Source organism: Gordonia sp. YY1, assembly GCF_009872315.1.
In the GTDB taxonomy this organism is placed as follows: Bacteria; Actinomycetota; Actinomycetes; order Mycobacteriales; family Mycobacteriaceae; genus Gordonia; species Gordonia amicalis.
Genome location: NZ_WXYI01000011.1, coordinates 25,287 through 39,779, shown reverse-complemented (window position 1 = coordinate 39,779; position 14,493 = coordinate 25,287). Strand labels below are relative to the sequence as shown.

Below are 14,493 nucleotides of genomic sequence, written 5' to 3'. Positions count from 1 at the left end.
ACCAGTCTAGGTCAGGCGGGCGAACGCGCTGGTACCAGGATCACTCGCCCTGACCCGGCGTGACGCGTTCGTTGATCTCGAAGTACGTCGGCGGCGACGCGCGGCCACCGAGACGCAGCCACCGGACCAGTCGCCGCTCGGCGAGCGCCCGGGTGTCGCGCACCGCATCGTTGTAGAAACGGCGGGCCATCATCACCCGCGTTTCGGCGTCGGCGAGCTCGATGACCAGGGCCGGAGACCGTCCGCGGCCGTCGGTGCGGGCCAGTGCCGCCGACACCGCGTTCTCCGCGTCCTCACGCGCCTCGGGAGCGGATCGTTCGGCACGGTCGGCCAGTGCGGCCAGCTCTCGGGCCGATGCGGACGGGCCGCCCGCCTCGGCGGCAGCCAGTTCGGCGGCGATGGCGCGGACGACGACGGCGCGACGGTCGAGACTCGCATAGAGGGACTGCCGGGCGAGGTCGACCCGTACGTTGAGGCGGTCGAGCCGGTTGGCGGTGTGATAAGCCCAGCCGACGACCAGCAGGACCAGGACGATCCCGATGACGATCCAGGTGGCCATCAGTCCGACACCACCACCGGTCCGGCACCGACCGTCACGGTGTCGTAGACGCGCAGGATCTGGTCGGCCACCCGCGACCAGTCGTATTTGTCCGCCCGGACGCGACCCGCGGCCACCAGTTGCTCACGCGCCTCGTCGTCGGAGAGCAGCGAGATGATCCCCGCGGCCAGCTCATCCGGCGACCCGGTGTCGACGAGCTTGCCCGCCCGGCCGTCGTCGAGGACGCGCCGGAAGGCGTTCAGCGAGCTGGCGATCACTGCGGCACCGGCGGCCATCGCCTCGACGAGGACGATGCCGAAGCTCTCGCCGCCGAGGTTGGGTGCGCAGTAGACGTCGGCCGATGCGAGCGCGCGCGCCTTGGTGGCGTCGTCGACCTGACCGAGGAACACGAGGTGGCCGGCGAGGGTCCCGGCCCGCCGGCGCAATGCGGCCTGGTTGCCGCCACCGACGACGAGGACGCGCACGTCGGGGAACCGGGCGACGACCGCCGGCAACGCGCGCATCAGGATGTCGATGCCCTTGCGCGGTTCGTCGAAGCGACCGAGGAACAGGATCGTGCCGCCCGCATGCGGATAGCCGTCGAGCGGTCTGGCGTTGGCGAAGCTGCCGACATCGATGCCGTTGGGGATCTCCACGGCATCCGACCCCAGCGACTCCATCTGCCAGCGCCGGGCGAGTTCGGAGACGGCGATCTTACCGGCGATGCGTTCGTGGTACGGACGTAGGATTCCCTGGAAAGCACTGAGCCACAGCGACTTCGATGTCGCGGTGTGGAAGGTCGTGACGATCGGGCCGGAGGCGACCATCAGCGAGAGCATGGAGATCGACGGCGAATTGGGCTCGTGGACGTGGAGGACGTCGAAGCCGTTCTCCGCGATCCAACGACGCAGTCGTAGATAGCCTTTCGGACTGAAGTTCACCCGCGACACCGACCCGTTGTACGGGATCGCCAGCGACGGGCCCGCACGCACGACGTACTCGGGCAGTTCGGTACGACGCGATGCCGGGGCGAGGACGCTGACCTCGTGGCCGCGGTCGATGAAGACGTGGGCGAGTTCGGTGACGTGCGCCTGCACACCTCCGGGAACGTCGAAGGAGTAGGGGCAGATCATCCCGATTCTCATGTCGCTCCCCCGGTGTCGGCCAGCCGCGCCTTCTGCTTGTCGGTCCAGTCGGCTTCCCAGAGCGGCTGCAGCATGTGCCAGTCGGCGGGATGCGCGGCGATGTTCACCGCGAATGCGTCGGCGAGCGCCTGGGTTGCCGCCTCGACACCGCCGGAGACGTCGATCTCCTCACCACAGGACATCGCGGAGTACGGCGCCTCCTCGAACCAGTGATGGACGGGGATCAGCGCTGCCCCGGTCTCGATGGCCAGGCGCGCCGACCCGGCCGGCATCCGAGTGCGTTCACCGAAGAAGGTGACCGGGACGCCCTGACGGGCGATGTCCCGCTCCCCCAGCAGACACACGATGCCGCCGGCGCGCAGCCGTTCGGCGAGTGCGCCGAACGGCGGCTGCTCACCGCCGCTGAGCGGGAAGATCTCGAAGCCCAGCGACTCGCGGTACTCGACGAACTGGGTGAACAGCGACTCCGGCTTCAGCCGCTCGGCGACCGTCGCGAACTTGCCGTAGTGATGGACGAGCCACACCCCGGCCATGTCCCAGTTGCCGGTGTGCGGCAACGCCAGCACGACGCCCTTGCCGCGGGCGACCGCGGCGTCGAGGCGGGCGTGGTCGGGGTCCGGCAGCGTGGCAGTCGACGCCGCCGTGGCCCGGTCCTGGGTGGGCAGGCGGAAGGCCTCGCACCAGTACCGGGCGTAGGACCGCACGGCGTCGGCGACGAGGTCGTCGGGGACGTTCGCCGGCTCGGTGCCGATCACGCGGGCCAGGTTGCGGCGCAGCTGTTCCGGGCCGCCGTTGCGGCGACCGGCGAACTCTCCGGCACGGTCGAAGACGGCGCGTGCGGCGCGTTCCGGCGCCCTCCGCACCGCGGCCCAGCCGGCCCGGTATCCGAGGTCGGCGGCGAGAGCGGCGACGTCGGTCATCGCGCTCCGTCGGGGGGAGTCGATCCGTTCGCGTCGTTCCCGGTGTCGTCGTTCCCGGTGTCGTCGTTCCCGGTGTCGTCGTCGGGGTCTGGCTTCAGCGGGATCAGGTCGCGGGCACCGGGCGAGTTCGAGATCGACCACATGCGCTGGCCGACGGTGATCACGCTGCCGACGGCGAGCAGCCACATCGCCACGTGGACCGCCCAGGGCAGACCCAGGCCGGTGAGGCCGGTACCGACGAGCACGATGATGAGCCGGTCGGGACGCTCGATGAGCCCTCCGTCGCCGTAGAGCCCGCTGGCCTCGGCCCGGGCCTTCGCGTACGAGATGACCTGAGAGGTGACCAGGCAGATCAGGGTCGCGACCAGGAGCAGGTGGTGCGGTTCGGTGACGGTGCACCACCACACGAGTCCGGCGAAGATCGCGCCGTCGGCGATGCGGTCACACGTGGCGTCGAGGACGGCGCCGAACCGTGTCCCGCCACCACGGGCACGCGCCATCGCGCCGTCGAGCATGTCGAACATGACGAACAGCCAGATCACCAGGGTGCCCAGGAAGAGGTACCCCATGGGGAACAGCGTGAGGGCGGCGGCCACGGTCGCGACCGTTCCGATGACGGTCATGATGTCCGGGGTCAGACCGGTCCGCAGCAGCGCCCGCCCCATCGGCAGCGTCACCTTGGAGACCGACGCCCGACCCAGAATGCTCAGCATCCGCGAGCTCCCTCCCCCTCAGTCATCGAAGCGCTGCCACGCCTCGGCGAGCAGCAACCGGGTGTCGCGCAGCAACTGCGGCATCACCTTCGTCTCGCCGACGATGGTGATGAAGTTCGCGTCGCCCATCCAGCGAGGCACGATGTGCTGATGCAAGTGCTCGGACAGCGAGCCCCCCGCGGCATAACCCAGGTTGAGTCCCACGTTGAAGGCGTTCGGGTTCGAGACCGCCTTGATCGTGCGGATCATCCGCTGCGTGAACGCCATCAGCTCGGCCGACTCGGCGGGTGTCAGGTCCTCGAGGTCGGCGACCTGGCGGTACGGGACCACCATCGTGTGACCGGGGTTGTACGGGTAGAGGTTGAGCACCGCGTACACGGCTTCGCCGCGCGCGACGATCAGACCGTCCTCGTCGGACATCGTCGGGATGTCGAGGAAGGGGTGACCGGTCTTCGCCGCCGGCTGCGGGTCGGCGATGTAGGTCATCCGGTGCGGACTCCACAGCCGCTCCAGACGATCACCGACACCGACGCCCTCGTCGCGGATCTCGCCGGATGCCTCAGCCATCGACCGCCCCCACCGGGCCGAGCTTCGCCTCCAGGAGTTCCCCGGTCGGCGACTCGTTGCGCCGGCTCGCCACCCAGTCGGTGATCGCGGCGATCGCGGGACCCACCGGGACACCGTTGATCTGGGACCCGTCGCGGAACCGGAAGCTCACCGCATGCGCTTCGACGTCGCGCTCGCCCGCGAGCAGCATGAAGGGAACCTTGCCGGTGGTGTGGTTGCGGATCTTCTTCTGCATGCGGTCGTCGGAGTGGTCGACCTCGGCACGGACACCGGCGGCCCGCAGCGCGTCGACGACGCCCTGCAGGTGGTCGGCGAACGCCTCGGCGACCGGGATGCCCATGACCTGGACCGGGGACAGCCACGCCGGAAAAGCGCCCGCGTAGTGCTCGGTGAGCACGCCGAAGAACCGCTCGATGGAACCGAACAGCGCGCGGTGGATCATCACCGGCCGCTGCTTGGTCCCGTCCGACGCGGTGTATTCGAGACCGAACAGCTCCGGCAGGTTGAAGTCGAGCTGGATCGTCGACATCTGCCAGGTGCGACCGAGCGCATCCTTGGCCTGCACCGAGATCTTCGGGCCGTAGAACGCGGCACCACCCGGATCGGGCACCAGATCCAGACCGGAGGCCTGTGCCACCTCGGCGAGCGTGTTCGTCGCCGCCTCCCACACCTCGTCGGAGCCGACGAACTTCTTCGGGTCCTTCGTCGACAGTTCGAGGTAGAAGTCGTCGAGACCGTAGTCCTTGAGCAGCCCCAGGACGAAGGTGAGGATCGACGTCAGCTCGTCGCGCATCTGGTCTTGCGTGCAGTAGATGTGCGCGTCGTCCTGCGTCATACCGCGCACTCGGGTCAGCCCGTGGATCACGCCGGACTTCTCGTACCGGTACACCGACCCGAACTCGAACATGCGCAGCGGCAGTTCCCGGTACGAACGTCCCCGACCCCGGAAGATCAGGTTGTGCATCGGGCAGTTCATCGGCTTCAGGTAGTAGTCCTGGCCGGGCTTGCGCAGCTCGCCGTTCTCGTCGTACTCGGCGTCGACGTGCATGGGCGGGAACATCCCGTCGCGGTACCAGTCGAGGTGACCGGAGACCTCGTAGAGGTGCGACTTGGTGATGTGCGGGGTGTTGACGAACTCATACCCCGCGGCGACGTGACGCGCCCGTGAGTAGTCCTCCATCTCCTTGCGGATGATGCCGCCCTTGGGGTGGAAGACCGGCAGTCCCGAGCCGAGTTCGTCGGGGAAGCTGAACAGGTCGAGTTCGGCACCCAGCTTGCGGTGGTCGCGCTTCTCCGCTTCCGCGAGCAGTTCGAGATGGGCGTCGAGCGCCTCCGCCGACTCCCATGCGGTGCCGTACACGCGCTGCAGGTCGGCGTTGTCCTGGTCACCGCGCCAGTAGGCGGCCGACGACCGGGTCAGCTTGAAGGCCGCGATGTATTTGGTGGTCGGCACGTGCGGACCGCGGCACAGATCGCACCAGATCCGTTCGCCGGTGCGCGGATTGAGGTTGTCGTAGACGGACAGCTCACCGCCGCCGACCTCCATGACCTCGGCATCGTCGGCGGCGCCCTTGTCGTCTATCAGCTCGAGCTTGAACGGCTCGTTCGCCAACTCGACGCGCGCCTCGTCCTTCGAGTCGTAGACGCGGCGCGAGAAGCGCTGGCCGGACTTGATGATCTGCTTCATCTTCTTCTCGAGGGCCTTGAGGTCCTCGGGTGTGAACGGCTCGGCGACATCGAAGTCGTAGTAGAAGCCGTCCTTGATGGGCGGTCCGATACCCAGCTTGGCCTCGGGGAACAGATCCTGGACCGCCTGCGCGAGCACGTGGGCACACGAGTGCCGGATGACGCTGCGTCCGGTCTCGGTGTCGGCCGCAACGGGTTCGACCTCGGCGTCCTCGGCCGGCGCCCAGGACAGGTCACGAAGGTCGCCGTGCGCGTCGCGGACGACGACGATCGCATCCGGCCCCTTGTTGGGGAGGTCGTGATCACGAAGTGCGGTGCCCGCGGTCGTTCCAGCCGGCACACGGATCGTGGCTGGGCTGGTCACCTGGACGTCGTCGGGCACGGGGACGCTCCTCGAATAGGTTCGGACACGCGAAGGGCGCGTCCGTGGGGGACGTTTGCGACTCTGATGGTATCCGCGTGTCATCCCGCCCGACCGAACCCCTCCTCTGCGGCGCGGCTCGGGTGAGCGATCAGGAGAAAATGGGACTCGCGAGCCACTCGTAGTGGAGGTTCACCCAACCGGCCGCCGTCTGCAGGGCCCCGAGGAGCCAGAGGGTGCCCACGACGATCGCGCAGGTACCGATCCAGAAGACGGACTGCACCGACCAGTGTTGCCGGCCGATCCATTCCATCCAGGCGTCGTACTTCGCGCGTGCGAACTTCAGCAGGCGATGAGCCCAGTCGAACTCCGACGCCAGGATTCCCAGTCCGAGGAAGACGATGAGCCAGCCGGGACCCGGGTACGGGATGGTGACGAGCCCGCACAGCAGGACGACGGTGCCGACGACGGCGACCGCGATGCGGTAGATCCGATGCCAGCGGGGATTGGAGCGAACCACGTACCGGCGATGACGCGCCCGGATCCGCAGTCGCTTCCACCACGACTCCGTCATGTCTCCCCTACTCCGCCGTCGCCCAAGCCGTGTTCAGGCTACCGGCATCTCGGCGACCATCGCCGACGCGGACATGAGGCCCGCCGCCGCGATACCTTTACCAGAAGTTCGCCCGATCACCCGGCGCCCGGGGCATGCTGGAACGATGGCGACCACGGCGGCCCCGACACGACCGGTGACGATCGACGCGCGTCTGCACGACGGCGTGATCGTCGGCTTCGGCCACCCGACCACTGAGGCGCACCCGCGGGCGATCGAGTCGACCGCCGGTCTCGTCCAGCGTCTCCGCGGGTTCGGAATCGTCTGCGGGGCCCGCTCGGTCGGGCGCACCTTGGGCCCCGAACTCGACGGCCTGTTCGCCGCGAACATGACCGACACCCCGCCCGAACAGCTCGAGGGCACCGCTCACCCCGACCCGGCCGGGTTGCTCGACATCGCCCGGCGCCTCGGCGTGTCACCTCTGCGATGCGCTGTCGTCGAATACACCCCGGAAGGCGTGGCCGCAGCTCGACGGGGCGGATTCGCGCTGGTCGTGGCGATCGGGACACCGGCGCGGGCCGAGGAACTCCGCCGTCTCGGCGCCGACGCCGTGGTCGGTGATCCCGCCGACATCCGGGTACGCCTCGGCGGCGCCCGGATCTCGACGATGCCCGACGCACTGACCTACCTCGAGCACCTGCACGCCATCGCCGCATCTCGACGCCCCGTGGTCTTCCTCGATTTCGACGGGACCCTGTCGGACATCGTCGACGATCCGTCCGCTGCGGTCCTCGTCGAGGGTGCCGCCGAGGCGCTGACCCGGTTGGCGAAGTTGTGTCCGGTCGCCGTCATCAGCGGCCGCGACCTCGACGACATCCGCGAGCGCGTGGGGCTTCCCGGCCTCTGGTACGCCGGGTGTCACGGCCTCGAACTCCTCGGACCGGGGGGCGAGCACCTCGTCAACGAGGTGGCCCGCACGTCCACGCCGACGATCGCGGCGGCATCCGAGGAACTTCGGCAGCGGTTTGCCGCTGTCGACGGAGTCCTGGTCGAGCCCAAACATTTCAGTGTCGCCGTCCACTTCCGCAACGCCTCCCCCGACGATGTCGAGGACATCATCGTGGCGGCGCGCGAGATCGGTATGCGCCAGGGATTGCGAGCCCTCCCCGGTCGCATGGTCCTCGAACTGAAACCCGACGTCGACTGGGACAAGGGGCAGGCGCTGGAGTGGGTCCGCCACCAGGTGGGCGCCGTCGACCGGGGGTGGATCACGATCTACTTCGGCGACGACCTCACCGACGAGGACGCCTTCGACCGGATCGCCACCGACGGGATCGGGATCGTGGTGCGCGCCGAGGAGAACCGCGACCGCCGCACGGCCGCCCAGTTCGCCGTGGAGTCACCCGCGGCGATCCCGGCACTGCTGGCCCAGATCGCCGATCACGTCGAGCAGGCGAGCGAGCCCCCGTCGGACTGGTCACTGACCTACGACGCCTACGATCCGCCCGCGGAGAAGCTCCGCGAAGCCCTGTGCACCGTCGGCAACGGCTACTTCGCGACGCGTGGGGCGGCCCCGGAGTGCGATGCCGGACCGGTGCACTACCCGGGCACCTACGCCGCCGGCGTGTACAACCGGCTCACCGACCGACTGCCCGCCGGGGAGGTGGAGAACGAGAGCCTGGTCAACCTGCCGAACTGGTTGCCGCTGACCTTCCGGATCGACAGCGGTGACTGGTTCAGCATCGACGATGTCGAGGTGTTGTCGTTCCGTCAGACGCTCGACCTGCGGCGCGCGATGCTGACCCGCGACCTCCGCTACCGCGATGCGCACGGCCGCACCACCACCGTCCGGCAACGCCGATTCGTGTCGATGGACCAACGTCATGTCGGCGCCCTGGACACCAGAATCCTGGCCGAGGACTGGTCGGGCAGGATCGAGGTCTCCTCGATGATCGACGGCACCGTCACCAATTCCGGGGTGGAGCGTTACCGGGAGCTGGCGAGCAGGCATCTCACCGTCCCGGAGGGGACGGCGGATTCGACAGATTCGGTTCTGTTGCGGGTGCAGACCAACCAGTCCCGCGTCATCATCGCGGTGGGCGCTCGGACCACGGTGTGGCGCGGGAACGAACAGCTGCCCGCCCACTACGACCTGATCTCCGATCAGGGTCGGATCGGGCACCGGATCGGTGTCGACATCGCCGCGGGTGAAGAGGTCATCGTGGAGAAGGTCGCGACGCTGTACACCTCACGCGACAACGGGATCTCCGAACCCGGTGTCGCCGCGTCGCGCACCCTTGCCCGGCTCGGACGGTTCCACGACCTGCTCACCGATCACGCCAGGGCGTGCGTGCGCATGTGGGATCTGTGCCGCACCGACCTCGAAGGGCACCCCGACGCGCAACGGGCGCTCCGGTTCCACATGCTCCACATTCTGCAGGTGGTCTCACCGAACACCATCGACATGGACGTCGGAATCCCGGCGCGGGGCCTGCACGGTGAGGCTTATCGCGGCCACATCTTCTGGGACGAGGTCTTCGTCCTGCCCGTGCTCACCCCCCGGCTCCCCAAACTCGCCAAGGCACTGCTCCGCTATCGGTTCCGGCGTCTCGGGGAAGCGCGGGTCGCCGCCCGCGAAGCCGGCCACCGGGGTGCGATGTACCCCTGGCAGTCCGGAAGCGACGGCCGGGAGGAGAGCCAGAAGCTGCACCTCAACCCGCGCTCGGGACGGTGGAACCCGGACCCCAGCGCCCGCCAGCACCACATCGGCCTGGCTGTGGCCTACAACGTGTGGCAGTACTTCCAGGTGACGCACGACCTCGACTTCCTCATCGAGTCCGGCGCGGAACTGCTCGTCGAGATCGCCCGGTTCTGGGCCGACATCACGACCTACGACCCGCGCCACGACCGGTACGCGATCCGGGGCGTCATCGGGCCCGACGAGTTCCACTCCGGCTACCCCGAGGCACCCTACGACGGGATCGACAACAACGCGTTCACGAATGTGATGGCGGTGTGGGTCATCCGGCGCGCTCTTGATGCCCTGGCGACCATCCCGCAGCGTGATCGGGTCAATCTGCTCGACGAGATCGGCTTGCGCGAACCAGAACTCGAGCTGTGGCGGACACTGACCTGCCGGATGTTCGTCCCCTTCCACGACGGCACGATCAGCCAGTTCGAGGGATATGACGAACTGGTCGAACTGGATTGGGACGCCTACCGCGCCGAGTACGGGAACATCCAGCGGCTGGACCGCATCCTGGAGGCCGAGAACGACGACGTGAACCGGTACAAGGTGTCCAAGCAGGCCGACGTTCTCATGCTCTTCTATCTTCTTTCTGCGGAAGAGTTGCGAGAGTTGCTGGAACGCCTGGGCTATGGGCTGCCGCCCGAGATGATCCCGCACACCATCGACTACTACATGTCCCGGACCTCGCACGGGTCGACATTGAGTTCGGTCGTCCACGCGTGGGTGCTCGCCCGCGGCGATCGCGAACACGCGGTGTCGTTCTTCGAGAGAGTCCTCGACTCCGATATCACCGACATCCAGGGCGGTACGACGTCGGAGGGTATCCACCTCGCGGCCATGTCCGGGAGCATCGACCTGTTGCAGCGCTGTTTCACGGGCCTCGAGCTCCGCGACGACCGCCTGATCCTCAACCCGCGGTGGCCGCGATCCCTGGGCGTCTTGTCCTTCCGCGTCTACTACCGTCGGCACCGTCTGCAATTGCGGGTCAGCGGCAGCGGCGTCGAGGTCACGTCTGAGAAACGCGACGTCGCTCCGATCGATGTGCAGTGTCGCGAGAAACTGGTCCAGTTGGCGCCCGGGACAACGGTCCGCTTCCGATGACTCCCCCGGACGGACGAACCAGCAGGGGGTGGGCCGGAGGCCTGATCGCCGGTGGCGCCCTGGCATCGGTCGCCGGGGTGCTCGGCATCGCCTATGTCCGACACCTCGTCGCAGCACGGAAGCGGGTCGGGGCGGTCACCCGCCATGTGATGGAATCCCGCTGTGGCGCTGTCGAATACGCGGCACACGGCGCGGGTGAGTCGGTCCTGGTGAGCCACGGCATCTTCCAGGGCTGCGACGGTGGACTGCTGTCGGTGCGCGACCTGCTGCCAGACCGAAGGATCATCGTCCCGTCCCGCTTCGGATATCTGGGATCGGTGATGCCCGCCGAGCCCTCGGTCGCCGCCCAGTCCGACGTCTTCGCCGAACTGCTCGATCACCTCGGCCACCACGAGGTCGACGTCATCGGGATCTCCGCGGGCACGAGCGCAGCGGTCCAGTTCACGCTGCGCCATCCCCGCCGGGTTCGGCACCTGATCATCCTCTCCGGGAACTTTCCGGGGAGCCGCACGGCACGCATACCACCCCGGTGGGCACGGTGGTTCTATTCCGATCACGCCCTGTGGCCCCTGAAAGCCTTCGCCCACCCGACGTTCCTCCGCCTCCTCGGTGTGCCGCCGGGGTTCCCTCGTTCGGCCGATGAGCGCCGTGTCGCCGAGGAGATCTCGGAGAGCATCTTCCCCGTCGCCTGGCGTCGGCGGGGCGCGGTGTTCGACGCCTATGTCGCCGACCCAGAGATCGGCACCTACGACCTCGAGGCGATCGAGGCGCCGACTCTGATCGTGCACGCCGCTGATGATCCGCTGGCGTCCTACGACGCGGCACGTGACGCGGCGTCGAGGATCCCCGGCGCACGACTGCTCGGCCTCGATTCCGGCGGACATCTCCTCCTCGGTCAGCGCGACCGGGTGAAGGAGGTGATCGCCGATTTCGTGGAATCCCGACCCGGATGAGGCGGTCGCCGGCCATGAAGCGAAAGTTCGCGCCGCGGAGTGGCAAACGGGTCCTTCGCGCCACGAGCGCGAGTAACGTGCGCCCACACGGCCGCGCATGGACCGAGGGCGCGACGACACCGGTTCGAGGTGATATCGAATGCCGAACCCCCATGTGGACACCGGATCGCAGACGCCAGACCACTCCCGAGCGTCGACGCTGACACCCGAGACCACCGCCGAGGTCGATGCCGTGGTCGAGAGGGCCGCGGCCGCAGCGACCGAGTTCCGCACACTCGACCAGCAACGGGTCGACGCGATCGTCGCGGCCATGGCGCGGGCCGGGGTGCGGGCCGCCGCCGAACTCGCCGCGGTGGCGATCGAGGAAACCGGTTTCGGGGTCTTCGAGGACAAGGTCGTCAAGAACTATGTCGCGACGGAGTTCCTCCACGACCACCTCAAGGACAAGAAGTCGGTGGGCGTGATCGGGGAGGACCACGAACGCGGTGTCGTGCGGGTGGCCGAGCCCATCGGCGTCGTGCTCGCGATCACTCCGGTCACCAATCCCACGTCGACGGTGCTGTACAAGGCGATCGTCGCGGCGAAGACGCGCAATGCCATCGTCTTCCGCCCCTCGCCGGTGGCGGCGCGTTCCTGTGAACGGACGGTGGCAATCCTGCGTGAGGCCGCCGAGGCGGCCGGGATGCCCCCCGGCGCTCTGCAGGTGATCCCCGACGCCGCCCACGAGGTGACCCATTATCTGTTCCGGCACCGGCTCGTCGACTTCATCTGGGTCACCGGCGGGCGGAAGATCGTCGCGCTCGCCAACGCGGCCGGCAAACCCGGACTCAGCGTCGGACCCGGCAACGCGCCGATCTACCTGCACCGGACCGCCGACATCGAAGCCGCTGTCGTCGACATCCTGATCTCCAAGACCTTCGACGCCTCCGTCATCTGCCCCGCGGAACAGACCTGCATCGTCGACGACGCGATCTACGACGCCACGGTCGAGGAGTTCCGCCGGATGGGCGCACACCTGCTCACCGACGAGCAGTCCGCGGCCATCGCCGACTTCGCGTTCGGCGACGGCGACAAGGTCAATCTCGGCGCACTCGGCCAGCCGGCTCCGGAACTGGCCGCCCGCGCCGGTTTCACCCTGGACCCTTCGGTGAAGGTGCTGCTGGCGCCGCTGCCGTCGGATCTCGACGAGCTCGCGGCACACCCGCTCGTGCAGGAGAAGCTGATGCCCGTCCTCGGACTCGTCCGCGCCCGCGACGTGCATCACGGGATCGACGCCGCGGTCCTGGTCGCCGAACACGGCGGTCTCGGCCACACCTCTGCCGTCTATGCCAACGATCAGTCGGTCGTCGACGCCTACAGTGCCGCAGTACGTACCGGACGGATCCTCGTCAACGCACCCACCGCAGTCGGAGCCCTGGGCGGGATCTACAACGATCTCCCGCCCACCTTCTCGCTGGGCTGCGGGACCTGGGGCGGGTCGAGCACCACCGAGAACGTGAACTATCTCCAGCTGCTGAACATCAAGACCGTCGCTCATCGACGTACCCCGTCCCAGTGGTTCCGCGTGCCCGCGAACACGTTCTTCAACGCCGGCGCACTGGACAATCTCCGCGACGTCCCGTGCACGGATGTCGTGGTCGTCACCGACGCCCTGAGCGCCGAACGCGGAGTGGTCGACGAAGTGCGTGCCCACTTGCACGCCCAACACGTCCGGGTCTTCGCCGAGGTCGAGCCGGAACCGGACGAGGCGACGATCCGTCGTGGCGTCGCCGTGCTGGAGGGTCAGCCGCCGGATCTGCTCATCGCCGTCGGAGGCGGGTCGGTGATCGACGCCGCCAAGGCGATCCGGCTCTTCCACGAGCACCCCGACACCGACCTGGCCGAGCTGACCCTGCCGTTCCTCGATCCCCGCAAGCGGTTGGCGGAGTACCCGCAGGACCCGCACACCCTGCGGCTGGTGGCGATTCCCACCACCGCGGGCACCGGGTCCGAGGTGTCACCGGCCGCGGTACTGACCGTCGCGGGCCGCAAGGAGACCCTCGTCGACTACTCCCTCGTCCCGGACATGGCAATCGTGGATCCGACGCTGACCCTCTCCATGCCCCGCGCACTGACCGTCGACACCGGCGTCGACGCGCTCACCCACGCATTGGAAGCCGTCGCCTCGATCTTCGCCTCCCCGTACACCGACGCGTTCTGCGTCCAGGCCGCACGACTCATCTTCGACGCGTTGCCCCGTGCGTACGACGATCCGACCGACCTCGCGGCCCGCACCGACATGGCCAACGCCGCCACTCTCGCGGGGCTCGCCTTCTCGAACGCGTTCGTGGGGACCAATCACGCGCTCGCCCACGCCGTCGGCGCTGCATTCGGTATCGCGCACGGTCGGGTGAACGGCGTGTTCCTGCCTCACACGCTGCGCTACAACGCCGCGGTGCCGACGAAGTTCATGCCCGCGCCGGGATACTCGGCGTACGTCGCGCCGGAGAAGTACGCACAGCTGGGACGGGTCATCTTCGGCGGACGCGAGCCCGACGAGAGCCGACGCCGGCTGTTCGCAGGTGTCGACGGTCTGCTGCGCCGGTTGGCAATCCCCCAGACCCTCAAGGAGATCGGCGTGGCCGAGGACGAGTTCCTCGAAGCGTTGCCCGAACTCGCGATGAATGCGTTCCAGGACCTGAGCAACCGCACCAACCCGCGGATGCCGCTCATCAGCGAGATCACCGACCTGCTCAAACTCGGCTACTACGGTGAGGATGATCATGCCCACTGACCGCGCTTCCCAGACCGTCGAGGTCGACGCCCCGCTCGAGACCGTGCTCGCGACGCTGCGCGACCTCGAGAGCCAGCCCGAGTGGATTCCGGAGATCCTCGAGGCGGAGGTACTCGAGACCGACCCGAAGACCGGACTTCCCCGCACGGCCAGGTTCAAGGCGTCCGCGACCGTCGGGACAGACAGTTACACGCTCACCTATGAGCACCGCGACGACGGCATGAGCTGGTCGATGCTCGAAGGGCGCATGCAGACCGGCCAGGAAGGCCGCTACCAACTCGACGCGACGGGCCCTGACACGACCTCGGTCACCTATGAGCTCACGATCCATCACAATCTGCCGCTGCCCGGGTTCGTGCGCAAAAGGGTGATCAAGGGACTCGTGGACAGCACACTGACCGGTTTGACGAAACGTTTCGCCAAGTGAGATCCGA

Annotated in this window: 11 protein-coding genes; 4 read left to right on the top strand and 7 right to left on the bottom strand. The window is 68.1% G+C overall.

Going from position 1 to position 14,493, the window contains the following annotated elements; all coding sequences use genetic code 11:
• Positions 1-40 precede the first annotated feature (40 nt).
• The 7 genes from BPODLACK_RS15105 to BPODLACK_RS15075 all read right to left on the bottom strand — a co-directional run bounded on the left by BPODLACK_RS15105 (position 41) and on the right by BPODLACK_RS15075 (position 6,504).
• A complete protein-coding gene (locus BPODLACK_RS15105) occupies positions 41-559 on the bottom strand; it encodes a hypothetical protein (protein WP_006436348.1) in 519 nt (172 codons plus the stop codon).
• Positions 559-1,683, bottom strand: a complete 1,125-nt coding sequence (locus tag BPODLACK_RS15100) for a glycosyltransferase family 4 protein (RefSeq protein WP_024497177.1) — start codon at positions 1,681-1,683, stop codon at positions 559-561. The genes BPODLACK_RS15105 and BPODLACK_RS15100 overlap by 1 nt, the downstream gene beginning before the upstream one ends.
• Entirely contained in the window at positions 1,680-2,603 is a 924-nt protein-coding gene (locus BPODLACK_RS15095; RefSeq protein WP_159405573.1) for a phosphatidylinositol mannoside acyltransferase, read from the bottom strand. The genes BPODLACK_RS15100 and BPODLACK_RS15095 overlap by 4 nt, the downstream gene beginning before the upstream one ends.
• Positions 2,600-3,316, bottom strand: coding sequence for a phosphatidylinositol phosphate synthase (gene pgsA / locus BPODLACK_RS15090; protein ID WP_159405572.1), 717 nt, complete (start codon positions 3,314-3,316; stop codon positions 2,600-2,602). Before pgsA ends, BPODLACK_RS15095 begins: the two co-directional genes overlap by 4 nt.
• A gap of 18 nt (positions 3,317-3,334) precedes the next feature.
• Complete coding sequence (locus BPODLACK_RS15085; protein ID WP_006436352.1) at positions 3,335-3,883, bottom strand: HIT family protein; 549 nt, start codon at positions 3,881-3,883, stop codon at positions 3,335-3,337.
• Positions 3,876-5,951, bottom strand: coding sequence for a threonine--tRNA ligase (gene thrS / locus BPODLACK_RS15080; protein WP_159405571.1), 2,076 nt, complete (start codon positions 5,949-5,951; stop codon positions 3,876-3,878). The genes BPODLACK_RS15085 and thrS overlap by 8 nt, the downstream gene beginning before the upstream one ends.
• Positions 5,952-6,081: 130 nt before the next feature.
• Complete coding sequence (locus BPODLACK_RS15075) at positions 6,082-6,504, bottom strand: TIGR02611 family protein (protein WP_159405570.1); 423 nt, start codon at positions 6,502-6,504, stop codon at positions 6,082-6,084.
• A gap of 145 nt (positions 6,505-6,649) precedes the next feature.
• Here BPODLACK_RS15075 and otsB point away from each other — a divergent pair, with 145 nt between their 5' ends.
• The 4 genes from otsB (at position 6,650) to BPODLACK_RS15055 (ending at position 14,486) form a co-directional block, all read left to right on the top strand.
• Positions 6,650-10,333 (top strand): trehalose-phosphatase, encoded by a 3,684-nt coding sequence (gene otsB, locus BPODLACK_RS15070; protein WP_159405569.1) that lies wholly within the window; start codon positions 6,650-6,652, stop codon positions 10,331-10,333.
• Positions 10,330-11,286: an alpha/beta fold hydrolase gene (locus BPODLACK_RS15065; RefSeq protein WP_159405568.1), complete on the top strand. Its 957-nt coding sequence runs from the start codon at positions 10,330-10,332 to the stop codon at positions 11,284-11,286. Before otsB ends, BPODLACK_RS15065 begins: the two co-directional genes overlap by 4 nt.
• A 139-nt stretch (positions 11,287-11,425) precedes the next feature.
• Entirely contained in the window at positions 11,426-14,059 is a 2,634-nt protein-coding gene (adhE, locus tag BPODLACK_RS15060) for a bifunctional acetaldehyde-CoA/alcohol dehydrogenase (protein WP_159405567.1), read from the top strand.
• Positions 14,049-14,486: an SRPBCC family protein gene (locus BPODLACK_RS15055; protein WP_159405566.1), complete on the top strand. Its 438-nt coding sequence runs from the start codon at positions 14,049-14,051 to the stop codon at positions 14,484-14,486. Before adhE ends, BPODLACK_RS15055 begins: the two co-directional genes overlap by 11 nt.
• Positions 14,487-14,493: the final 7 nt, after the last annotated feature.

Coding starts and splice junctions, on each gene's coding strand:
- BPODLACK_RS15105 (WP_006436348.1), bottom strand. CDS start 559: ATGGCCACCTGGATCGTCATCGGGATCGTCCTGGTCCTGCTGGTCGTC.
- BPODLACK_RS15100 (WP_024497177.1), bottom strand. CDS start 1,683: ATGAGAATCGGGATGATCTGCCCCTACTCCTTCGACGTTCCCGGAGGT.
- BPODLACK_RS15095 (WP_159405573.1), bottom strand. CDS start 2,603: ATGACCGACGTCGCCGCTCTCGCCGCCGACCTCGGATACCGGGCCGGC.
- pgsA (WP_159405572.1), bottom strand. CDS start 3,316: ATGCTGAGCATTCTGGGTCGGGCGTCGGTCTCCAAGGTGACGCTGCCG.
- BPODLACK_RS15085 (WP_006436352.1), bottom strand. CDS start 3,883: ATGGCTGAGGCATCCGGCGAGATCCGCGACGAGGGCGTCGGTGTCGGT.
- BPODLACK_RS15075 (WP_159405570.1), bottom strand. CDS start 6,504: ATGACGGAGTCGTGGTGGAAGCGACTGCGGATCCGGGCGCGTCATCGC.
- otsB (WP_159405569.1), top strand. CDS start 6,650: ATGGCGACCACGGCGGCCCCGACACGACCGGTGACGATCGACGCGCGT.
- BPODLACK_RS15065 (WP_159405568.1), top strand. CDS start 10,330: ATGACTCCCCCGGACGGACGAACCAGCAGGGGGTGGGCCGGAGGCCTG.
- adhE (WP_159405567.1), top strand. CDS start 11,426: ATGCCGAACCCCCATGTGGACACCGGATCGCAGACGCCAGACCACTCC.
- BPODLACK_RS15055 (WP_159405566.1), top strand. CDS start 14,049: ATGCCCACTGACCGCGCTTCCCAGACCGTCGAGGTCGACGCCCCGCTC.